20 protein-coding genes and 1 pseudogene are annotated in these 23536 nt (G+C 33.6%); 12 read left to right on the forward strand and 9 right to left on the reverse strand.

Annotated elements, in window-relative coordinates:
- Positions 1-59: 59 nt before the first annotated feature.
- The 7 genes from OJ995_RS08055 (at position 60) to OJ995_RS08085 (ending at position 10424) form a co-directional block, all read left to right on the forward strand.
- Positions 60-1841 (forward strand): RCC1 domain-containing protein, encoded by a 1782-nt coding sequence (locus OJ995_RS08055; RefSeq protein ID WP_264368947.1) that lies wholly within the window; start codon positions 60-62, stop codon positions 1839-1841.
- Positions 1842-2079: 238 nt separating this feature from the next.
- The gene (locus OJ995_RS08060; protein WP_264368948.1) at positions 2080-3849 is read left to right on the forward strand and encodes a fibronectin type III domain-containing protein; all 1770 of its coding nucleotides are present in this window, start codon (positions 2080-2082) and stop codon (positions 3847-3849) included.
- A gap of 175 nt (positions 3850-4024) precedes the next feature.
- Positions 4025-5074: a tRNA preQ1(34) S-adenosylmethionine ribosyltransferase-isomerase QueA gene (gene queA, locus OJ995_RS08065; protein ID WP_264368949.1), complete on the forward strand. Its 1050-nt coding sequence runs from the start codon at positions 4025-4027 to the stop codon at positions 5072-5074.
- 153 nt (positions 5075-5227) lie between these two features.
- Positions 5228-6508, forward strand: coding sequence for a kynureninase (gene kynU / locus OJ995_RS08070; RefSeq protein ID WP_264368951.1), 1281 nt, complete (start codon positions 5228-5230; stop codon positions 6506-6508).
- 79 nt (positions 6509-6587) lie between these two features.
- Positions 6588-8675, forward strand: a complete 2088-nt coding sequence (locus OJ995_RS08075; RefSeq protein ID WP_264368952.1) for a T9SS type A sorting domain-containing protein — start codon at positions 6588-6590, stop codon at positions 8673-8675.
- Positions 8676-8770: 95 nt separating this feature from the next.
- Positions 8771-9847 (forward strand): agmatinase family protein, encoded by a 1077-nt coding sequence (locus tag OJ995_RS08080; RefSeq protein WP_264368968.1) that lies wholly within the window; start codon positions 8771-8773, stop codon positions 9845-9847.
- An 82-nt stretch (positions 9848-9929) separates the two neighbouring features.
- Positions 9930-10424 carry a hypothetical protein gene (locus OJ995_RS08085; RefSeq protein ID WP_264368953.1) on the forward strand — a complete coding sequence of 165 codons (495 nt, stop codon included), beginning with the start codon at positions 9930-9932 and terminating at the stop codon, positions 10422-10424.
- 62 nt (positions 10425-10486) lie between these two features.
- On the opposite strand, the gene OJ995_RS08090 is transcribed toward OJ995_RS08085, so the two are convergent.
- Genes OJ995_RS08090 through OJ995_RS08105 form a run of 4 tightly spaced genes read right to left on the reverse strand, consistent with a single transcriptional unit; the run spans position 10487 to position 14089 of the window.
- Positions 10487-12019, reverse strand: a complete 1533-nt coding sequence (locus tag OJ995_RS08090) for a cryptochrome/photolyase family protein (protein ID WP_264368954.1) — start codon at positions 12017-12019, stop codon at positions 10487-10489.
- A complete protein-coding gene (locus tag OJ995_RS08095; RefSeq protein WP_264368955.1) occupies positions 12020-13312 on the reverse strand; it encodes a DASH family cryptochrome in 1293 nt (430 codons plus the stop codon).
- A gap of 1 nt (position 13313) precedes the next feature.
- Entirely contained in the window at positions 13314-13454 is a 141-nt protein-coding gene (locus tag OJ995_RS08100) for a DUF2256 domain-containing protein (protein WP_133610440.1), read from the reverse strand.
- Entirely contained in the window at positions 13454-14089 is a 636-nt protein-coding gene (locus OJ995_RS08105; RefSeq protein WP_264368956.1) for a flavin reductase family protein, read from the reverse strand. Before OJ995_RS08105 ends, OJ995_RS08100 begins: the two co-directional genes overlap by 1 nt.
- 150 nt (positions 14090-14239) lie before the next feature.
- Here OJ995_RS08105 and OJ995_RS08110 point away from each other — a divergent pair, with 150 nt between their 5' ends.
- Positions 14240-15580, forward strand: coding sequence for an FAD-dependent oxidoreductase (locus OJ995_RS08110; protein ID WP_264368957.1), 1341 nt, complete (start codon positions 14240-14242; stop codon positions 15578-15580).
- A gap of 24 nt (positions 15581-15604) precedes the next feature.
- Here OJ995_RS08110 and OJ995_RS08115 read toward each other — a convergent pair.
- The 3 genes and pseudogenes from OJ995_RS08115 to OJ995_RS08125 form a co-directional block, all read right to left on the reverse strand.
- Positions 15605-15963: pseudogene (locus OJ995_RS08115) on the reverse strand (cupin domain-containing protein).
- A gap of 4 nt (positions 15964-15967) precedes the next feature.
- Positions 15968-16336: a DMT family protein gene (locus OJ995_RS08120; protein WP_264368958.1), complete on the reverse strand. Its 369-nt coding sequence runs from the start codon at positions 16334-16336 to the stop codon at positions 15968-15970.
- A complete protein-coding gene (locus OJ995_RS08125) occupies positions 16336-17853 on the reverse strand; it encodes a helicase HerA-like domain-containing protein (protein WP_264368959.1) in 1518 nt (505 codons plus the stop codon). Before OJ995_RS08125 ends, OJ995_RS08120 begins: the two co-directional genes overlap by 1 nt.
- Before the next feature lie 140 nt (positions 17854-17993).
- Between OJ995_RS08125 and OJ995_RS08130 the strand changes: the two genes are divergently transcribed.
- Together OJ995_RS08130 and OJ995_RS08135 are read left to right on the forward strand one after the other, a co-directional pair.
- Positions 17994-18626, forward strand: coding sequence for a 7-carboxy-7-deazaguanine synthase QueE (locus tag OJ995_RS08130; RefSeq protein WP_264368960.1), 633 nt, complete (start codon positions 17994-17996; stop codon positions 18624-18626).
- A 4-nt stretch (positions 18627-18630) separates the two neighbouring features.
- On the forward strand, positions 18631-19008 hold the full coding sequence (locus tag OJ995_RS08135) for an energy transducer TonB (protein WP_264368961.1): 378 nt from the start codon (positions 18631-18633) through the stop codon (positions 19006-19008).
- A gap of 40 nt (positions 19009-19048) precedes the next feature.
- Here OJ995_RS08135 and OJ995_RS08140 read toward each other — a convergent pair whose 3' ends face one another.
- Entirely contained in the window at positions 19049-19753 is a 705-nt protein-coding gene (locus tag OJ995_RS08140; RefSeq protein ID WP_264368962.1) for a class I SAM-dependent methyltransferase, read from the reverse strand.
- Between the two features lie 80 nt (positions 19754-19833).
- Here OJ995_RS08140 and OJ995_RS08145 point away from each other — a divergent pair, with 80 nt between their 5' ends.
- Positions 19834-20331, forward strand: a complete 498-nt coding sequence (locus OJ995_RS08145; protein WP_264368963.1) for a YkgJ family cysteine cluster protein — start codon at positions 19834-19836, stop codon at positions 20329-20331.
- Between the two features lie 122 nt (positions 20332-20453).
- On the opposite strand, the gene OJ995_RS08150 is transcribed toward OJ995_RS08145, so the two are convergent.
- Positions 20454-21686, reverse strand: a complete 1233-nt coding sequence (locus OJ995_RS08150; protein WP_264368964.1) for an exo-beta-N-acetylmuramidase NamZ family protein — start codon at positions 21684-21686, stop codon at positions 20454-20456.
- A gap of 7 nt (positions 21687-21693) precedes the next feature.
- Here OJ995_RS08150 and OJ995_RS08155 point away from each other — a divergent pair, with 7 nt between their 5' ends.
- Positions 21694-22926 (forward strand): ABC transporter permease, encoded by a 1233-nt coding sequence (locus tag OJ995_RS08155; RefSeq protein ID WP_264368969.1) that lies wholly within the window; start codon positions 21694-21696, stop codon positions 22924-22926.
- Positions 22927-23536 lie beyond the last annotated feature (610 nt).

Consider the following 23536-nt stretch of genomic DNA (forward strand, 5'->3'; position numbering starts at 1 on the left):
AACGAAAATTTAAGATGTGATAAAGAATACTTTTGAATCAAATTTTAAATTTTTAAACAATGAAAACACGATTACTTTTTTTGTGCTTTGTATTTTTCCAAATATCGGTTTTTTCTCAATGTTGGAACAAAATATCAGCAGGATATCAACACACTTTAGCAATAAAGCAAGATGGAACTTTATGGGCTTGGGGCAGAAATACTGAAAGCCAGCTAGGTGATGGTACGATAGTAAACAAAAGCACTCCAACACAAATTGGAACAGATAATAATTGGGTAATGGTAAGTGCTTCCTTTCGACACAGCGTAGCTTTAAAATCCAATGGTACTTTATGGGTTTGGGGAACAGGAACTCTTGGAACTCAATCAACACCTGGACAAATTATCTTGTCTGTACCAACACAAATAGGAACAGACACTAATTGGAGCTTTATTGAAACATCAGATGGTGCCACATTTGCAATTAAAACAAACGGGACTCTTTGGTCTTGGGGTTTTGATAATTTCGGTAAATTAGGAAAAGGTGGCGTAGGCAATTCAAATATTCCAGAACAAGTAGGTACCGCGACTAATTGGGTTACAGTTTCTAGTTCAAATACTCATACAATTGGAGTTCGCTCAAATGGAACATTGTGGGTATGGGGAAGTGGTGCAGATGGAAAATTAGGTTTAAGTTCATTTACTAATTATTCAGCTCCTGTGCAACTGGGGACTGATACTAATTGGAGTAAAGTTAGTACCGGAGTTGATCATTCTGTTGCTATCAAAACGAATGGAACTTTATGGTCTTGGGGAAAAAATGATGTAGGGCAATTAGGAAGCGGCTCATTAGCAAGTCCTATTATTCTTCCTATTCAAATAGGTTTAGATACTTCATGGTCGAGAATAGATGCTGGTGACTTTCATAATATTGCATTAAAAACAAATGGTACACTTTGGACTTGGGGAAATAATTTTAGAGGTCAACTAGGAAATGGAAACACAACATTAAGTACATCGCCAGTACAAAGAGGAGTTGTATCCACATGGGAAACAATTGCTGCTGGTTATGAGCATTCTATGGGGTTACAGACTGATAAATCATTAAACACTTGGGGTTATAATATTGATGGACGTTTAGGAGATGGAACAACAACCAATCGTTTGACGCCAACTCTTGTTAATGGTTTAAGTGTTACACCAACATTTGCGGCTGTGAGTCCAATTTGTTCAGGTGCTACATTATCGGCTTTGCCAACGACTTCTACTAATGGTATTGCAGGAACATGGTCGCCAGCGTTGAATAATACAGCAACAACTACTTATACGTTTACACCAAGTGCTGGACAGTGCGCAACAACACAAACGTTGACTATTACGGTAAATTCAGTGCAAACTCCATCAGGTAATGTAACACAAACTTTTGTACAAGGAGCAACACTTGCAAATATTAGTGTAAATCCAACAACTGTAATTTGGTTTGCTTCTGAATCGGATGCTATTTCTGATACGAATCCATTATCATCAGGAACTTTATTAACTAATAATTCTACTTATTATGCTGTTAATGTAGTTGGAGGTTGCAGAAGTATTGCATTTGCTATTACTGTTGCTGTTACATTGAGTGGAGATGATTTTAATTCAACAAGTTTTATTGTATATCCAAACCCAGTTCGTGATATATTAAACATAGAAACGGCTTTAGAAGTACAATCAGTAGAAATTTACAACATCCAAGGGCAAAAAATAATGTCTTCTAATCAAAAACAAATTAATGTTGCTGATTTATCAGTTGGAATATACATAATCAGAATTCAAGATACAGATAATGCTATGGCTACTATAAAATTCGTAAAACAATAATATGAATTATTTAAAATCTAAAATAGAATTTTATAAACTAGAGTTGTTACTCTTTGTGTTATATGTATTTATCTTTTTTGTAGTTATTCAATTTGTATTTTAAATTAAAAGAGCATCAATTTTGATGCTTTTTTTGTTTTTGAGGTTTCGTTAACCGAAAAAAGGATTTGGTAAACTCGTTTAAAATTTAAGGTAGGATTAATAATACTTTTGAACCAAATTTTAAAATTTTTCTCTTATGAAATCAAGATTACTAGTGTTTTTTCTTTTTAGTTTCTCATTTTTAAGCGCACAAGTTGCAACTTTCAATTCCGTTTTGAATAGTTATAATATTGCAGCAACTTCGGCTACTATTAGTAATATCATTACTTCAAGTTCTAATGTTACCGTTTATTACCAATTAGCAACAGGTAGTGCAAGTAATGTTGCATTATCACCTACTTATGGAGGTTCATTAAATTCAACTGGAACTTGGACGGTTCCATTTAATTTATCTGGATTAACGCCAAATACAACTTATTACTTCAGATTTAGAGCGGATAATGCCTCAGGGACTTCTTATTCAACAACCGGTTCTTTTACTACATTAAGTGCTGTTCCAACAGTTACTTTTACAAATAGTCCTAGTACTTATAACTCAACTAGTGTAGCCTACTCTTTAAATGCTAATGGATTGGCTACAACTTCATTAGTTCGTTATGGTTTAGCAAGTGGGAATTTGTCTAATCAAGCTACAGGCTCTTCTTCTTCAGGAACTTCTGCAATTGCTGCTTTTGCTAATTTATCAGGGCTTTTACCAAGTACTACGTATTATTTTCAAATTGAAGCTACAAATTCTGCAGGTACTTCCTCAAGTCCTATATTGAGTTTCACTACAGATACGCAAGCGCCAGGGATTTATAGTGTTTCAACGTCATCAATTACAACAAATTCTGCTACTATTAATTATTCTGTTTGGGATAAAGAATTGACTACAACTTCATTAGTTCGTTATGGTTTATCTAGCGGGAGTTTAACCAATCAAGTTGCTGGATTTTCTGTTTCGGGAAATGCGACAATATCAGGTAATGCGAGTTTAACAGGTTTAAATCCAGCCACAACTTATTATTATCAAGTGGAAGCTACAAATGCAGCAGGAATTTCTACTAGTAATGTAGCAAGTTTTACTACATTAGCATTGCCTTCACAAATAGCAAATTATCCTTTTAATAATTCATTAAATAATTCAGGAGGAAACAATCCGTTTTCAGCACCTAATACAACTTTTGTTACCGATAGAGCAAGCCAAATGACATCTGCTATTAGAATAGGAAGTACAACAGTTCCTTCAACAGCAACAATTCCAAACTTACCAATTGGTAATACAGAAAGAACAATTTCTTTTTGGCATAAAAAACCAACACATACAACTGCAATTGGATTATTTGCCTATGGCACGGGAGGAAGTTTGCAAACTTTTGGAGTATATTTATTAGCAAACGGAAATTATGTATTTCAAGGCTCTGTTACTGATTATACTTTTACATCAAGTGCAACGGCAGCAAATGCTTGGATTCATACTGTTGTAACGTATAAAAATGGAGTTGTAAAATTATATAATAATGGGGTATTAGTTGGTTCAACAAACTTAAATCTTAATACTGGTAGTTCAACATTCAGACTAGGAGGAAATCAAGCCATCGTTGAATTTGATGATTTGCAAATTTATAACTACGAATTAAATGTATCACAAGTAGGTGAATTGTACAACAACAACGTTTTAGCATCATCTGATTTCTCTCAAAATAATTTAGAAGTAAAATTATATCCAAATCCAGTTCGTGATATATTAAATATAGAAATCGAAAACGATATTCAATCTATAGAAATTTATAACATTCAAGGGCAAAAAGTGCTTTCATCTAATCAAAAACAAATCAATGTTTCTGATTTAGCTACCGGAATGTATATGGTAAGAATTCAAGATATAGATAATAAAATCGCAACTAAGAAAATTGTAATTAAGTAGTTAGTTTTTTTGTTTTAGATTTAGGTGTTGCCTAGTAAACAAAGGGTTTTGTAAAATAAACCTCAATTTACTTGACAACGCCTATTTCATAATCGTATATTTGCAAACTGAATTTTAGTGTTTTATGAAAACAACTCTTAAACACCTAAACTTTTAAACACTTAAATATATTTTAATGAAATTATCTCATTTCAATTTTAATTTACCGGAAGAATTATTAGCTGAGTTTCCTACTGAAAACCGTGACGAATCTCGTCTAATGGTTGTGAATAGAAAAACGAATACTATTGAGCACAAATTATTTAAAGACGTTATTGATTATTTTGATGATGGCGATGTAATGGTGTTGAATAATACTAAAGTTTTTCCAGCTCGTTTGTACGGAAATAAAGAAAAAACAGGAGCGCGTATAGAAGTTTTCTTATTAAGAGAATTAAATGCAGAGCAACGTTTGTGGGATGTTTTAGTAGATCCAGCGCGTAAAATTCGTATTGGAAATAAATTATACTTTGGTGATGACGATTCGTTAGTTGCTGAAGTAATTGATAATACTACTTCTCGCGGAAGAACTTTACGTTTCCTATATGATGGTTCTTATGAAGAATTCAGAGAAAAATTAGTAGAACTTGGTGAAACTCCAATTCCTAAATATATCAATCGTGAAGTAACTCCAGAAGATGCTGAGCGTTACCAAACAATTTATGCTAAAGAAGAGGGTGCTGTTGCTGCTCCAACTGCTGGTTTACACTTTTCTAAACATTTATTAAAGCGTTTAGAAATTAAAGGTGTTGACTTTGCAGAAGTAACATTACACGTAGGTTTAGGTACTTTTAATCCAGTTGAGGTAGAAGATTTATCAAAACACAAAATGGATTCTGAGGAAATGATTATTACGCAAGAAGCTTGTGATATCGTTAATAATGCAAAAACTAAAAAGAAAAAAGTATGTTGTGTGGGAACAACTTCAATGAGAGCAATGGAAAGTTCTGTTTCTTCTCAAAGAACTTTAAATCCTTACACAGGCTGGACAAATAAATTTATTTATCCTCCTTACGATTTTAGTATTGCAGATTGTATGATTACCAATTTTCATACGCCAAAATCAACTTTATTAATGATGATTTCAGCTTTCTGTGGTCATGATTTGATGAAAAAAGCATACGAAGAAGCTATCAAAGAGAAATATCGTTTTTATTCTTACGGAGATGCGATGTTAATTATCTAAATATATAATCCCAATCGAAAGGTTGGGATTTTTTTTCTTATCACAAGAAATATATAGCCTGTGAGTAATAATCTGAAATCCAATTTTCGCATTTTTTATCACTTTGACACTTTGTAACTTTTAACTACTTTTGTTTTCCAAACAACCAAACAAATGACTTTTCAAAATACACGCGAATTCGCACAAAGTTTAGATGCTCAAGATGAATTGAGAAAATATAGAGATGAATTTCATTTTCCGCATGTAAACGGAAAACAAGTAATTTATTTTACTGGAAATTCTCTAGGACTTCAGCCTAAAAGAACCAAAACTTACGTTGATGAGGTGATGAATGATTGGGCAAATTTAGCAGTAGAAGGTCATTTTTATTCTGATAAACCTTGGTGGGATTATCAAGAACGTTTTGCAGTTCCCTTGAGTGATATCGTAGGGGCAAAGCCTACCGAAGTTGGAGTTATGAATACTTTGACAGTAAATTTACATTTGTTAATGGTGTCGTTTTACAATCCAACACCTCATAAATATAAAATCATTTGTGAAGAAAAAGCCTTTCCTAGCGATCAATACATGTTTCAAAGTCAAGTGAAATTTCATGGTTTCGATCCAAAAGATGCAATTGTTGAAATCAAGCGTAGAGAAGGTGAAGCGAATATCCGTTTAGAAGATGTTTTAGCTAAAATTGAGGAAGTAGGAAGCGAATTGGCTTTAGTGTTAATTGGAGGTGTGAATTATTACACAGGCCAAGTGTTTGATATGAAAACTATCACAGCTGCTGGGCAAAACCAAGGAGCTTATGTAGGATGGGATTTAGCACATGCTGCCGGAAATATTAAATTAGAATTACACGATTGGAATGTAGACTTCGCCGCTTGGTGTAGTTATAAATATATGAATTCTGGACCAGGAAATGCTTCGGGATTTTTTGTTCATGAAAAACATCATAATGATAAAGAATTAAAACGTTTTGCGGGTTGGTACGGACACAACAAAGAGCGTCGTTTTAAAATGGAACCTGATTTTGACCCAGTTCATGGAGCAGATGGATGGCAAATTAGTAATTTACCTATTTTGTCTTTGGCACCTTATTTAGCTTCTGTGGAAATGTTTGCTGAGGTGGGTATGGATAAATTAATTACAAAACGAAATTTAATCACGGCTTATTTAGAATTCATTTTACATGAAATCGATAAAGAATTAGAAGGTGCGGATTTTGAAATCTTAACACCTGCAAATCAAGAAGAGCGCGGTTGCCAATTATCAGTTTACCTTCACGGACAAGGAAGAGAATTATTTGAAAGGTTAATGAAAAATGGGGTTATTACCGATTGGAGAGAACCAAATGTTATTCGTTTAGCTCCAGCTCCGTTTTATTGTTCTTATGAAGATATGTACGAATTTGGGCAAATTTTGAAAAAACTTATTTCGAATAAATAATATTTTTTTAACATTTTTTTGTGTTTTGTTGAATTTTTTTGGTTTATTTGTAATAACCTTAAAATCAAACTCATAAAAAATGAAGAAAACTTTACTTACCCTTGTGTTTTCAATAATTGGAGCAACGCAGTTTTTAGTTGCGCAGGTTTCAGAAAAGGAAACTGCTGCAAGACAATGGATTAAATCCAATTTAAAAGAATTGAAAATTAATTCTGATTCCGATATTAATTTGCGTTTTGTTCGTAAAAGTAAATCAGGAGAAACATTGCGTTTTCAACAAATGGTGAATAATATTCCTGTTTTTGATACTGAAATTGTTGTTCATTTCAATCCTTCAGGAGAGATTTCTTATTCGGATCACAATATTGTAAAAGAACTTGTTCATATAAGTACAACACCTCAAATTTCAAAAGAAAGAGCAATAGAAATTTCGGATAAGGAAATTGGTGTTTCTGGAATGGTTTCGGTCCAAGAATCAAATTTATTTGTTTATAATAAATTAGATAACACAAATCTGATTTACAGGGTAGTTACTAATTTCGAGGAAAATCCTGGTTCATGGGAAGTTATAATTGATGCCATTAATGGAGCAGTTTTAAGCGTTAAAGATATTGCAATTAAATGTGGTACCGAATGCGATAAAAATCATCTACATACAGCTAAAACATCTGGAAAAACAAAATTTTTCATGCCTGTAGAATCAAATTCTACATTAGCTTTTGAACCAGGAACTGCTATGGTGTTTTTGTCGGATCCATTATCTTCTGCTAAAGTTGCTTATGCTGGTAATTATGTTGATGGTAATGATGCTGATACTGCAGAATTAAATGCACAGAGAGTATTAGTTAATTTGCCAGAAGTAGACAACGTATCAGGAACTTATAAATTGAAAAGTTCTTATGTGGAAATTAAGAATATTGAAAATCCAAACAGAGGATTATTTACACAAACTAATCCCAACTTTTTATTTACAAGAAATGCAGATGGTTTTGAAGCAGCTAATGTTTTTTATAGTTTAGATAATAGTTTACGTTATATAAATGAAACATTACAGGTCAATTGTCGTCCTTTTAGAAATGCTGGCATACTTTGGTTTGATCCATCTGGTCAAAACGGTGCTGATAATTCAAGATATTCTAGTGCTGGGAATGATTTGGCTTTTGGTGAAGGATGTGTTGACGATGGAGAAGATGGTGATGTAATTTGGCATGAATTAGGTCACGGATTACATGATTGGTTAACCGGAGGTTCATTGTCACAAGTAAATGGTTTAAGCGAAGGTACTGGTGATTATTGGGCACAGTCCCATAGTAGAGCGTTGCCAAGTCAATGGACATCAGCAGATGCAGCTTATCATTGGATGTTTAATTGGGATGGTCATAATGCTTGTTGGGTTGGAAGAACTACTAATTATGCTGCTTTGTATCCGGGAGGTTTGGTTGGTCAAGTTCATACAGATGGTCAAATTTGGGCAACCGTGAATATGAAAATTTGGGACAGATTAGGTAGAGTAAAAACAGATACTGCTTTTCTTGAAGGTTTAGCATTAACAAATAGTACAACAAATCAACAAAATGCAGCTATTGCTGTTAGACAAGCCGCTATAGATATGAATTATAGTTGTGCAGATATTAAAGTTATGACGGAAGAATATACTGCTAAAGGTTATGTAATGCCTGCAATAGCTTTACGAATCAACTGTCCTGGTACACAAACTGTAACGGCTGATGGATTAGGAAATTATACTGTACCAAGTTTTGCTAGTTTAGCAAATGCAATAAATACAAATTGTGATGCAGTTGTAACCCAAAGTCCTGCAGCTGGAACTGTTGTTACGGTTGGAACTCATGTTATTACAATGACTGCTACAAGCGGAACTTCAGTAAATTGTAATTTTAATTTGGTAGTGCAAGCAAGTTTAGGAGTAAATGATGTAGTTAAAAATACATTTAGTATCTATCCTAATCCAGCATCAACTTCTATTACAATTAAAGGGGAAAACTTTGAAAATGAAGAAATTGAAATTTACAACATGTTAGGACAAAAAGTAATGGGAAGAAATCTTGTTACAAATGAATCAATAGTTGATATTTCTAATTTAGCAGATGGTGTTTATGTAGTTTATTTTATGAATGCTAAAGCATCTCACAAGTTTGTAAAACAATAAGAAATTTTAAATAAATAGTAAAAGCCGGACATCTTGTTCGGCTTTTTTTGTTAAATAAACTATCTTTGTATAGAATAACAGTATTACAAGAAATCATGACTAAAGAACAAATTTTAGAAAATTTTGATCCTTCTCAACCAGGGTTAGCCGATGCTACTATTTTTGGATTGCCATTTTCGGCAGAGCAAAGTGAAATCATTGTAATTCCAGTGCCTTGGGAAGTTACGGTGAGTTATGGTTCTGGAGCTTCAAAAGGTCCAGATGCGGTTTTAGATGCTTCTTTTCAAGTAGATTTAAATCACCAAGAATTTCCTGAATTATGGAAATTAGGTATTTATTTAGATAGACCAGCTCAAGATTTAAAAAAGAAATCAAAAAAATATAAGAAACAAGCTGCTCCAATCATCAAAGCATTGGAAAGCGGAATGATTCTAGATCATCATCCATCATTAACTAAAGATTTGGAAGAAATCAATTATGCATGTTCTGATATGGTGGAAGCCGTTCGTGAGCAAACCCTTAATTGGATGAATAAAGGTAAAAAAGTAGTGCTTTTAGGTGGAGATCATTCTACGCCACTGGGCTATTACCAAGCATTAGCAACTAAATATGAGAACTACGGAATTTTACATTTAGATGCGCACATGGATTTACGTATTGCATACGAAGGATTCACGTATTCGCATGCTTCAATCATGTATAATGCTTTACAAATTCCGCAAATTTCTAAAATTGTGCAAGTAGGAATTCGCGATTTCTGTGAGCAAGAAGTGGAAGTAGCTTTAAGCGATAGAGTTTTAGTTCACACTGATAGCGATTTAAAACAAGAAGCTTTCGAAGGCAAAACATGGCAACAACAATGCGACCAAATTATCGCTTCGTTACCAGAAAAAGTTTGTATTTCGTTTGATATTGATGGCATGTATCCTTGGTATTGTCCAAATACAGGAACTCCGGTTCCGGGTGGATTTTCATTTGAGCAAGCCGCTTATTTGTTCAACCGTTTAGCAGCAACTAATAAAGAAATCATCGGATTTGATTTAGTTGAGGTTGCACCAGGTGATGACGATTGGGACGGAAATGTAGGAGCAAGAATGTTGTTCCACATGTGTGGTGTTTTTGCAAAATCTCAAAAGATGAATGTGGGGAATAAGATTAAATTTAACAAATAAAATTTACGTTATCACTATGAGAAACTGGACTTGTTTCAGTTTCTTATATTTTTTAGTTAACAATAATTAAAAAAAATCGAAATTGAAAAGTAATCAAATTTTAATAATTACATTTTTTTTATTTTTGACTTTAATTTCGTGTTCGAAAAAAGTAGTTACTGGAAAATACAGAACAAATTTTAATAGTTACGGAATGTTTAGCAAAACTTTGACTTTAGAATGTAACGGAAATGCGATTCTAAATTTTCAAGGTGATATGCAGAATAACAATTCGTTTGGTACATGGAAAACTGAAAAAGACACTTTAATTATATTTTTTGATTCTATAAAAAATCAAAACAATAAATTTAGAGGGGAATTAAAATTTGTAGTAAAAAGAAACAAACTTGAAAATATGCCATTTCCTAAGTCTAAATATAAAGAGATGGTTAAGTATGTAAAAAGAACAGAAAACGACACTTTAAAAATTCCATCCTACAGAAAATTAAATAAAATGACCACTCAAGGTTTAAAAAATTTCCAAGGAGAAACAGGTAAACAATACTTTAAAAAAATTGAATATATTGAATGTAAATAAAAACAACTATTGTTACCAGCGATATTACGGATTTTGAATCAATTTCAAAATAAAAATAAATTTTACAAACTCCCCATACCCTCCAAAATCGAAATCGCTTTTTCTTTCGTAGCAGCTAATTCTTCTGGTTTCATTTTTCTTAGTAAGGCTAACATCATGCTCATTCTTTGATTATTGGCAAAATGTTGCTTTTTCTCATCTAAAAAATGCCAATACAAACTGTTAAACGGACACGCTTTTTCGCTCAATTTCTCTTTTACTTTGTAATGACAGCTGCCACAATAATTGCTCATTTTATTAATGTAACTTCCCGAAGAAACATAAGGTTTGGTCGCCACAATGCCACCATCTGCATATTGACTCATGCCGCGAGTGTTTGGCATTTCTACCCATTCAATCGCATCTATGTAAACGCCTAAATACCAAGCGTCAACTTCATCAGGATGCAATTGTGCTAACAAGGAAAAATTTCCAATCACCATCAAACGCTGAATATGATGCGCATAGGCTTCCGATAAACTCTGAGAAATCGAATGTTGCATGCATTTCATCTTGGTTTTTCCGGTCCAAAAGAATTCGGGTAGTGAATTGTAGTTTTCTAATGCGTTCATTTGGGCATAATTAGGCATTTCTTTCCAATAAATTCCTCTAACATATTCACGCCAACCAATAATTTGTCGTACAAAACCTTCTACTTGCGACAATTCAATGGTTTCTTGATTTTGATAATAATATGAAATCACAGCATCCACAACTTCTTTCGGACTAATCATTTTGGAATTCATTGCAAAAGATAAACGCGAGTGAAATAGAAATTTATGTCCGCTAAATAGCGAATCTTGATACGTTCCAAAATGCGCCAACAAATGCTCACAGAAATAGTCAATCAATTGTAAACTTTCATTTCTTGAAGTCGGCCAATTGAAATTTTCTGCATCAATACTTCCAAAAGTAGTGATGTTTTGCGCTTCAATTTCGGTAATAATTTCACTCACATTTTTATGAAATTCCAAAGGAAATGGAATCGGAACTTCATTTTTATATTGATTACGATTGTTATGGTCAAAGTTCCATTTTCCGTCTAAAGGTTGATCGCCGACCATTAAAACATAATGCTTTTTTCGCATCATGCGATAGAAACTTTCCATCAAAAGTTGCTTTTTTCCTTTGAAAAAATCCGCTAATTCATTTCTAGACGTATAAAAATGTTCGGAATCTACTACTTTTGTTGGAACGGAAAGTTTTTCGCCGATGGATTTCAATTGTTCGTCTAAACGATATTCATCGGTAAATTGGTATTCAAATTGCTCGATTTTATTCTTTTCAACCAAATCAAAAATCAATGTTTCCAAATTCTGTGGATTATTCGCATCCGAAATTTTGTAATACACAACTTGATGGCCTTTATTCATCAATTCCTCTGAAAAATTTCGCATGGAAAGAAAAAACGCCACGACTTTTTGAATGTGATGTTTCACATAATCCGTTTCCTGACGCATTTCTGCCATCACATACATCACATTCGGATTGATTTCATCAAACCAAGAATGTTGTGAATTGAGTTGGTCGCCCAAAAGTAATCGAAGTGTTCTCATTTAAAATAATTCTGGAATTAACCACATTTTTTGAAATTTTCCGTCACCATCATACATTTCCGCTTGACGTTTGATGTTGAATTTTCTATCTCTTGGATCGTTTCCAACACCAGCGTTGTACATCCAATTTCCGTAATTGCTGTGCACATCGTAATCGATTAGCATGCTTTCAAAATAAGCAGCGCCAATACGCCAATCTTGTTCCCATTCTTTTGCCCAATAACTCGCCACATTTTGTCGACCGCGATTGCTCATCCAGCCTGTTTTTTGTAGTTCAATCATGTTGGCATTTACAAAATGTTCAGGTGTTGTCCCATTTGTCCATTGATTGAAGGCTTTTGTATTTTGGTTCCAATGGTATTCTTTTTGCAAAATACCGTTCAATTGGAAAATTTTGTTTCCGTGTTTTAGCGAAATATATTTGAAATAATCGCGCCAAATCAACTCGAAGATTAACCAATACGTATCTTCGTTTTTGACTACTTTTTTCTCAAACTGTTGCACTTCCCAATAAATCATTCGTGCCGAAATACTACCATTTGCCAACCAAGCCGAAAGTTTTGAACTATAATTCTTTCCTATTAAACCATTACGAGTTTTCTTGTAAACGGCTAGTTTTTTGGTATCCCAAAAATAGTCTTTGATTCTTTTTTTAGCCTGATTTTCGCCACCTTTAAAAGGGAAAGCAGTTTTGTTCGGTTGCTTAAAATCTTCAAATCCTAAATCTTCTAGTGTTGGAATACTTGTCTTTTCTTCAATTAGATTAGAAGTTGGTTTTGCTGAAATGGAAACGGTTGGTCTCACTCGAATTTTCTTTTCCAATTGCTTTCTAAACTCTGTAAAAACTTCTGGAATTTTCTCCCAATCGTCGTACGGAACATCATCCGGATGAAATAAAAACTGATCGTAATACATTTTCCAATTCACTGCTGGAATGAGATTTCGAACTTCAGTTTCAACATCTACTTCCTCTTGTGTCCATTCGTTTTGGATGTAAATCGTATCAATTTGATATTTTGCCGCTACTTCTGGTATTAATTGTTCGAGATAACCGTAATAAACTAATAATGTGATATTTTTCTCAGCTAAATTTTGTTGTAATTCCGTTAAGGTTTCCAGAAGAAATTGAGTTCTAAATTTTTCTGTTTTCTTGAAACCATATTGATTTGTTTCGAAATGTCTCGGATCCAAGCAATAAATACCAATTACTTTTTCATTTTCTCTACAAGCATTGTACAACGAATGATTGTCAATCGTGCGCAAATCGTTTCTAAACCATACTAATCCGTTCATGCTATTTGTTTTTATTCATTCTGCATTTATCACTACAATACATTACTTCTTCCCAGTTTTTCTCCCATTTTTTTCGCCAAGAAAAAGGACGTTGACAGGTTTTACAGATTTTTTCGGGAAGATTTACTTTTTTATGCGCCATTATAACATGGAAGTTGATGGTTTATCTGGTCGCGCATAATGAAATCTGTCTGCTAATTTTGGAACAGCATAACCATCTAAACCGTTTATGGCGATTACATTTCCTCTGTCCAATTGCATCCAATTATCATCATGAAATAGTTTTTCATCAGCATAAATAGTCTCAACCGAAGCGATGATATGAATACAATCGTTTTCTTCAATTTTGTATTCGTTCACATATTTACAAAGTAATTGTACCGGACTTCCTTTTACGAATGGTACTTTGTGATTATCAATGAATTCAGGTTCTAAATTTGTTTTATCAAATTCTGAAATGTGTTCTTCATAACTTGAAGACGTATGATGTGCATCAGCAATCATTTCTTCTGTAATGTGGTTTACTGTGAAGAATCCGGATTCTTTTATGTTTTTATAAGTGTCTCTTGGAACCGTCGTAGGTCTTAAAATGAATCCTAATAAAGGCGGTTCGCTTCCTAAATGGGTAACACTACTAAATATAGCAACATTTAAAGTGCCATTTTCAGAACTAGTTCCTATTAAGTTGGCCGATTTGTAGCCAGTAACACAATTTACTAAGTTCAATCTTGGCACTTTAGACATATAAAATAATTCGTCTTTCGTAATCTTTCGCATAGCAATTTTTTTATTCAAAGATACATTTTGTTTAACTAATAATAAAAATAATTAAACAAAAATAAATTTCAAAATGAAAAATCTCATAAAAGTCGGGTATTAAAATTTATTATTCCGTATTTTTGTAGTCCAAATTTTTACAAAAACTTCATGCAAACGCCACAAAAAATTGCTGTTGTAGGTTCTGGATTAGTAGGAACTTTATTGGCAATCTATTTAAAAAGAGCCGGACATATAGTACATGTTTACGACAGAAGTCCCGATATTAGAACGGTTGAGTTTTCGGGTCGTTCCATTAATTTGGTGATGTCAAATCGCGGTTGGAAAGCATTAGAAGATGTGGGTTTAGATGAAGAAATTCGAAAAATCGGAATTCCAGTTGATAAAAGAGCCATCCATTTACAAGATGGAAATCTAAATTATCAATATTACGGAAAAGAAGGTGAAGCTATTTTTTCTCTATCAAGAGGCGTTTTGAATAGAAAAATGGTGGATTTAGCTGAAGCTGAAGGAGTAGAATTTTTCTTTGAACGTAAAATTTGGGATGTAACGTTAGCCACCGCAACTTTATGGGAAGGCGAAACGGAACAAGGTGATTGGACCGAGTTAAAATACGATAAAGTTTTTGGAGCCGATGGCGCTTTCTCGAGAATTAGACACAGAATGCAACGTCAATCGATGTTTGATTATTCGCAAGAGTTCATGAAAATTGGTTATAAAGAATTGCACATTCCAGCTAATGCAGATGGTTCTCCAAAAATTGATATTCATTCTTTACATATTTGGCCGAGAGGAAATTTCATGTTAATGGGATTGGCTAATTTAGACAACTCGTTTACTTGTACTTTGTTCATGCCAATTGAAGGCGAAAATTCGTTTGAATCGTTAACCAACGAAGAAAAATTAGTTTCGTTTTTTGCAAATTATTTTCCAGATACAAAAGATGTAATTCCAGATTTAGTGCGTGACTTTTTCAGAAATCCGAACAGTTATTTGGCGATTATGAAATGTTTCCCTTGGACATTTAACGATAAAATTGCTTTAATTGGTGATTCTGCTCATGCAATTGTCCCTTTTTACGGTCACGGAATGAATGCAGGTTTTGAAGATATCACGATTCTGAATGAATTAATGCAACAATATGGCGATGATTGGGATAGAATTTTCAAAGAATACGAAATTTCAAGAAAACCAAATGCAGATGCCATTGCTGAACTTTCGAGACGAAATTTCGAAGAAATGAGTGCCAAAACTGCGGATGCTAATTTTTTATTGCAAAAGAAAATCGAAAAATGGTTTTCCGACAAACATCCAGAAAAATGGATGCCATTATATAGTAGAGTAACTTTTAGTTTACAACCTTATTCAGAAGCCATGGCGATTGGAGATTTTCAAAATGAAATCATGCAAGAAGTTTTGAAAATGGATAATATTCAAGAAAATTGGAATTCGGAAGAAGTTGAAAATAAGATTTTGGAATTATTAGAATAAAAAAAGAGGCAATTGCCTCTTTTTTTATTCTTCTCTATTTACAGCATCCATACTAAAAGCTGGCGTACAAATCGCCAAATATTCGCAAGGTTCATCAAATGGATTTGAATATTGAACACGAGTATTTTTCTCAATTTTAATCGATTGACCTGCTTCTAAGACTATCGTTTCGTCTTCAATAATGAATTGCTTTTTCCCTTTAATGATATATGTATATTCATCAAATTCTGGAGTTTGAAAAGGTTCGCTCCAACCTGGTGGTGCTATCTTATGAGCAATCGAAATCGCTTTATTATTTGTGGTTGCCAGTGATGTTCTTCAATTAATTTTCCATCAGTTGTTGGAACTACGAATGGTGCTTTTTGAATAAAATATTTTTTCATTTTGTTACTTCTTAAAAATAAAATAAACTGCCAATACTAAAAAACAAAAACCTACTGCGTGATTCCATTTGAATGTTTCGTTCTTAAAGAAAAGCATCGAGAAAATCACAAAGATTACTAACGTGATTACTTCTTGAATCACTTTCAATTGCATTAATGAAAACGGACCGCCATTGCCTTCGTAACCAATTTTATTCGCAGGAACTTGAAAGAAATATTCAAACAAGGCTAATCCCCAACTGATTAAAACAATGGTGATTAATCCTGCGTTTTCAAACCACTTTAATTCTTTAAATTTTAGATGACCATACCAAGCTAATGTCATAAAAACATTAGAAAGTATAAGTAATCCTATGGTAACAATCCCTTTCATTAACGTTTAAACATCTTCATCAGCAAACCAAAAGCACCTCGAATAAAACTCGCACTTGTTACCACTTTGGTAATTGATTTCCCAATAACTTCTGTCGTACTTGGTTCTTCTTTTGCTTTTCTGGTTGGTTTTTCTGCTTCTTGTTCGGCTGCTACTTCTTGTGCTTCGGCAATTTTTTTGTTTAATAATTCGTAAGCACTATCTCGATCTAAAACCTCATTATATTTCTTAGCTAATTTCGATTTTGCAATACTTGCTTCAATTTCACTTTCAGTTAAAACATCCATTCGACTCATTGGCGCTCGCATCATCGTAGCCACTAATGGTGTTGGTGTTCCTTTTTCGCTTAATGCTGTTACAAAAGCTTCTCCAATTCCTAGCGAAGTTAACACTTCATCGGTTTCATAAAAAGTAGTGTCGGGATAATTTTCAGCAGTCATTTTAATTGCTTTTCTATCATTTGCCGTAAAAGCTCTCAAAGCATGCTGAATTTTCAAGCCTAATTGTGCCAAAACGCCTGTTGGAACATCCATCGGATTTTGGGTAATAAAATACACTCCAATTCCTTTCGAACGAATTAATTTCACAATCGTTTCAATTTGATTTAATAAAGCCTTACTTGCTTCGTCAAAAATCAAATGGGCTTCGTCTATAAAAATTACTAATTCTGGTCGTCCCGCATCGCCTTGTTCGGGCATGGTATTATAAATTTCGGCTAACAAACTCAACATGAAAGTCGAAAATAATTTCGGTTTGTCTTGAATATCGGTCAAACGCATGATGTTAACGTAACCATTTCCGTTTTCGTCAATTCGCATCAAATCTTGAATATCGAATGATTTTTCACCAAAGAATAATTCCGCACCTTGTTGTTCTAATTCGATGATTTTTCTCAAAATTGAACCAGTTGAACTAGTCGAAATTCTTCCGTATTCGGCTTCAAATTCTGCTTTTCCTTCTTCGGTTGCGTAATTCAATACTTTTTTGAAATCTTTTAAATCCAATAATGGCAAACTATTATCATCGCAATATTTAAAAATGATTGAAACTACGCCAGCTTGCGTGTCGTTCAAATCTAAAATTCGAGAAAATAAAACAGGTCCAAATTCAGAAACCGTAGCTCGTAGTCGAACTCCATTTTGTTCTGAAATGGTCATTAATTCTACAGGAAAACCTTTCGTTTCGTATGGAATTGAAATTTTAGCATGACGTTCAGTGATAAACGATTTCTCTTCGCCAGGCATTGCAATTCCAGAAAAATCACCTTTGATATCCATCATCAAAACCGGAATGCCATTTTGCGATAATTGTTCCGATAACACTTGAATGGTTTTGGTTTTTCCAGTTCCCGTTGCTCCCGCAATTAATCCGTGACGGTTTAAAGTTTTTAATGGGATATTGACATGTGTATTTGGAACCGCTTCGCCATCTAAAATTCCACCACCTAATGTGATGAATTCTCCTTTACAAGTATATCCTTCCGTTATATGTTTGATAAAATCTTCTGTCTTGCTCATTTTGATGTATTTTGAATTTCAAATGTAGTAAAATCGGACGAAATTTCAAGAACAAGTGGTTATGTAAAATTAATTTCTAACTTCATATTCTTAAATTCTAACTTCCAAGTTGTATCTTTGCCGACTATTTTAGTTTTAAGATGTTACAAAAAGAAACACAGTTAGCGGTTGAAAAAGGCGAAATGTTGCCTTTAATGGAGGAGTTTTACACGATTCAAGGTGAAGGATATCATACAGGAACAGCAGCTTATTTTATTAGAATTGGCGGTTGCGATGTTGGTTGTCATTGGTGCGATGTAAAAGAAAGTTGGAATGCAGAATTGCATCCGCCAACCAATACCGATTTGATTGTTGATAATGCAAAAAAATACGCCGACACAGTTGTGGTAACTGGAGGAGAACCTTTGACTTGGGACATGTCTTTATTGACTTCAAAATTAAAAGCTCAAAATTTAAAAGTACATATTGAAACTTCTGGAGCCTACGAAGTTTCAGGAACTTGGGATTGGTTTTGTTTATCTCCAAAGAAAAACAAATTGCCAGTTCAAAGCGCTTACGATATGGCTCACGAATTAAAAGTAATCATCTACAACAAACACGATTTCATTTTTGCAGAAGAGCAAGCGGCTAAAGTAAATCCAAACGCTATTTTGTTCCTACAACCGGAATGGAGCAAAAAAGAAGAAATGACACCATTAATTGTTGATTATGTGATGAACAATCCAAAATGGAGAGTTTCGTTACAAACCCATAAATATTTGAATATTCCTTAATTATATGAAGAAGTTTTTAGTATTAACTGTATTTGTTTTGTTTTCTAATGTTTGTTTTTCTCAGATTGGAGGAGAAGACGAGGTATATTTAGGAGGTGATTTTATCGATGCAAAATTTCAAAATGGAGGAGTTGAGAAGTTTTACGAATACATAGTAGCTAATTTTGATACTACTACAGTGGAGAAAAAGGGTCAAATTATTTTTGAATTCACTGTGAATGAAAATGGTGATGTAAAAAATATAAAAATTTTAAGAGATTTAGGAGCTGATTCTGCTATGGAATTAATTCGAGTTTTACGAAAAGCCCCTAAATGGGAACCTGCTTCAAGAGGAGGGAAGCCAGTTAGCATAAACTTAAAAATGCCTTTGACATTTAAATAAATAAAAAATCCCAAATCGTTAGTTTTGGGATTTTTTGTTTTTATAAAGATAGCTTCGCTAAATAATCAAAATGCTTCCCTTCCAGAATTAATTCGCATTCCAAACCATTTGCAATTGCGGCATTTTGAAGCGTATTGTAATCCAAATACAGCCAATCAAAAGTATCTTCGGTTTCTCCTTTATATTGAATCGTAAAAGTTAATTCACCGTAATATCCATTCGCGGGAACTTCGTAAGCACCATCTTCGTCTTGGTCGTACATATAAATTAAGTCTGAACTATCAATTAGAATTTGTCCACCTTCATTTAAAAGCGATTTTAATTTTTGCAAGAACTTCGAAATCTGATTCATTTTTCCAAAAATTCCAGTTCCGTTCATTAGAAGTAGAATAGTGTCGAATTTTTCCGAAGTATCTAAATTCAATACATCCGAAACTTTGCAATTTTTCAAGCCTCTCAATTCACAAGCTTTAATAGCATTTTCCGAAATATCAATTGCGGTAACATCAAAACCTTTTTCTTGTAAATACAAAGCGTGACTTCCAGCACCGCAACCCACATCTAATACTTTTCCTTTGGCTAATTGTAATGCTTTTCGTTCCAGTTTTGGCATTTCTTTAAAATCACGAAACAAATACGCAACACTCATTTCATCAGCTTCCGAAATAGAAGTTTCCGTAATTAAATCTTCAGGAGAATTATGGGTTTGGTAGTCTAAAATGGCTTTTCCGAAAAGGTCTTTCATGGTTTGTATTTCAAAATTCAACATTCGTTATTCTAAATTCGAAATTCAAAATCGTAACTTTGCAGTAGAAAATTCATAAAATGCTAAAGCCAAATTTAAACGAACTCGGAAAACTTGCCAAAGATACGCATAACGAAACCAAAAAGTATTTTGACAAGCTAAAAAAGAAAACACCTAAGAATTTGGATTATGTAATGCAAGATTTACACGATGCCGAATTCAAAAAAACGGATTGTTTGGAGTGTGCCAATTGTTGCAAGACAACTGGACCGTTATTTACGTCGGCTGATATTGAGCGAATTTCAAAGAGTTTTCGTCAAAAACCACAGCAATTTATCGACCAGTATCTTCGCATTGATGAAGACAACGATTATGTGTTGAAAAGTGTTCCGTGTACGTTTTTAGACAGCGACAATAAATGTTTCATCTACGATGTCCTCCCAAAAGCCTGCCGAGAATTTCCACACACCGATAGAAAGAAATTCCAACAAATCTCTAATTTAACGTTGAAGAACGTTGCAATTTGCCCGGCGGCTTATAATATTGTGGAGAAAATGAAGGAGAAGTTGCCTCTTTGAGAAGTGGTCAGTGTTCAGTTGAAAGTGTTCAGATTTTTTACAATTTTGTCATTCCGTTAGGGATCTAAAATTTTATTAGTGACAATTCGTGAAATTCGTGTTTTAACATCCAGCTTCCATCATCAATCATAAATCAAATACTTTTTTCTCACTTCCTTAAACTGTTCCAAACCTTCTTGCCAGGTTTTTCTAATTTCTTTTTCGGTCATTCCGGCTTCAATTTGTTCTCGTAATTTTTTTGTTCCGGCTAATTTGGTGAAGAAATCATTGAAGAAAACGGTTTTGTCTATGGTTTTTTCGTAAGCTTTCAATAACCATTTTAATTCTAGTCGGTGCACTTTTCTAATCTCGGTTAAATCTTCTCCAAAACATACTTTTCCATTATGAACTGGGTCTTTTGCGCCAAAATTTGGTTTCGGACTAAAGCTAAAATCAAATTCGCTTTCAGGTAAAAAGGGCGAACCATAAATTTGGAATTGTTTCTCTGTTCCGCGACCTAAACTAACATTTGTACCTTCAAAAAAGCACAAACTCGCATACAAATTAATGGATTGATCGTTGGGTAAATTTGGCGAAGGCTTTACTGGTAAACTATATTTCATATCGTGCGAATAGTTCAAACAAGGCGCTACTTTCAAATTGCATTGCAAACTATCTTTCAACCATTTTTCTCCGTTAATCATTTTCGCATATTCGCCAATCGTCATCCCATGCAAAACCGGAATTTCATGCATCCCAACAAAACTCTTGTGTTCCTTTTCTAATATCGGACCATCAATAATAGTTCCATTCGGATTTGGTCGGTCTAAAACCAAGAGCGGAATATTGTTTTCCGCACAAGCTTCCATCACATAATGCAACGAAGATATATAAGTGTAAAATCGCGCGCCCACATCTTGTAAATCAAAAACCAAGATATCAATTCCTTCTAATTGCTCAGGTTTTGGCTTTTTATTGTTTCCGTAAAGGGAAATAATCGGCAAATTCGTTTTGGTATCTTTTCCGTCTACAATTAATTCGCCAGCATCTGCCGTTCCTCTAAAACCGTGCTCAGGTGCATAAATTTTCTGAAGATTGATGTTTTGTTCGATTAAAAAATCAACCAAATGCTTCTCTTTCGAAAGAATTCCCGTTTGATTCGTAACTATTCCAACACGTTTGTCTTTTAATAATGGCAAATAACTTTCAAAGTTTTCGGCACCCGTTTTAAAAGTGACATCTGTTGAAGTGGAAGTCAAAGTCACATTATCAGTACTAGGTTTTACCTGCGGAATAGCCTTTTTACTACTTCCACACGAAACGATTAGTAAAGAAAAAAATAATAATGTACTTTTGAAAAATAATTTAGATGTCATAAAAACCTTGAATTTAGAATATTTCATAGCCAAAAGACTAATTGCTGCTAAAAGTTATAAAAGTAGTATTTCTTCGCCAATTATAAAAATTGCGATTACGGCAATTGCCATCGGAATTATTATGATGATTATGGCGGTGGCTACAGGTGTTGGACTTCAAGATAAAATTCGAGAGAAAGTTTCTGCTTTCAACGGACACATTATTATTTCTAATTTTGATGATAATCAATCGCAAGTCACTACCGAACCGATTTCAGTCAATCAAAGTTTTTATCCCAAATTCAAAAATGTAGAAGGTATTAGTCACGTACAAGCTGTAGCAAGCAAAGCCGGAATCATACGTACAGAAAAAGCTTTCGAAGGAATCATATATAAAGGTGTCGGAAAAGATTATAATTTCACCAATTTAGAAGAATATTTGGTTGATGGTAAAATTCCAAATCTAAGATCTGAATTAAATACTGAAGTTTTAATTTCGGAATACTTAGCTAAGCGACTGCAATTAAAGGTAGGCGATAAGTTTCTAACCTTTTTCATGAAAGACAACGGAAAACTACCGAACAAAAGAAACTTTCTAATCACTGGAATTTTCAACTCAGGTTTTCAAGAATTCGATGCTACTTATATAATAGGTGATATTCGCCACGTGCAACTCATCAATAAATGGCAACCAACAGAAGTCGGAGCATTTGAAGTTTTCGTAGACGATTTCTCAAAAATCAAAGAAAAAGGCGATGAAGTCTACAAAGAAATTCCGCCTACTTATAATAGTATCACCATCGAAGAAAAGTATTACAGTATTTTCGAATGGTTAAAATTGTTCGATTTTAATATCTTGGTCATTCTAATCGTAATGATTGTTGTAGCAACCATTAATATGGTAGTCGCATTATTAGTTCTAATTTTAGAGCGAACCCAAATGATCGGAATTCTAAAAGCCATGGGGGCTAACAATTGGAATGTCCGAAAAATATTCCTTTACAACGCTTTCTATTTAATCGCTCGAGGTTTGTTTTGGGGGAATTTAATTGCTATTTCTTTATTACTAATTCAAAAATTCTTCGGCGTAATCCAACTCAATCCCGAAAACTACTATGTAAACGAAGCACCGGTAAGTATCAATTTACTTCACATCGCATTATTAAATGTAGGAACTGTTATCGTTTGTTTGTTTGTTTTATTAATTCCGTCTTATATTATCACAAAGATTTCTCCAGTAAAAGCAATACGTTTCGATTAATTTGACTTTTTTGGTTACCTGAAACAATAGTCTTTCTCTTATTGAGTGCATAAAGTCTTATAACTATTCGATGATAATTAGGGGGGTTATTTTTTTTATGTCATTTTTTAAGAAAAAAACTTTCTTGTATTAAGTTCTTGTTATCAGAGAGTTAAGAAAAGTATCAAAAAAAAGAGAAAAAAAAGATTGTAAAAGGCTTGTGGTTACGGAAAAGATTTCTACTTTTGCACCCGCATTAGAGCAGAAGTTCATATACAAACTGAAAGATTAAACAAATCAAAAAAACTTTAAAAAAAGTTGAAAAAAGATTTGGATAATAAAAAGTAAAGGTAGTATCTTTGCCGACCCGAAACGAAAGAATTGGGGAGTACAAGTTCTTAAAAATATTGAGTAAGTGGTCATGAAAAAATAATCAAAAAATTTTTTCAAAAAAGCTTGCCAGATTAAAAAAGAGTTGTACTTTTGCACCCGCTAATCGAATGAGAGGCGACACAAAAAGAGAATGACACGTTCATAGACATATTGAATTGACAGCACAAAATCACAGCGATGTGATTTTGAAAATAAGAGAGAGTAAGATTTTTCGAGTAAATTGAAAATAACCTAGCGA

The sequence above is a fragment of the Flavobacterium lacisediminis genome (assembly GCF_025909975.1).
Lineage (GTDB): Bacteria > Bacteroidota > Bacteroidia > Flavobacteriales > Flavobacteriaceae > Flavobacterium > Flavobacterium lacisediminis.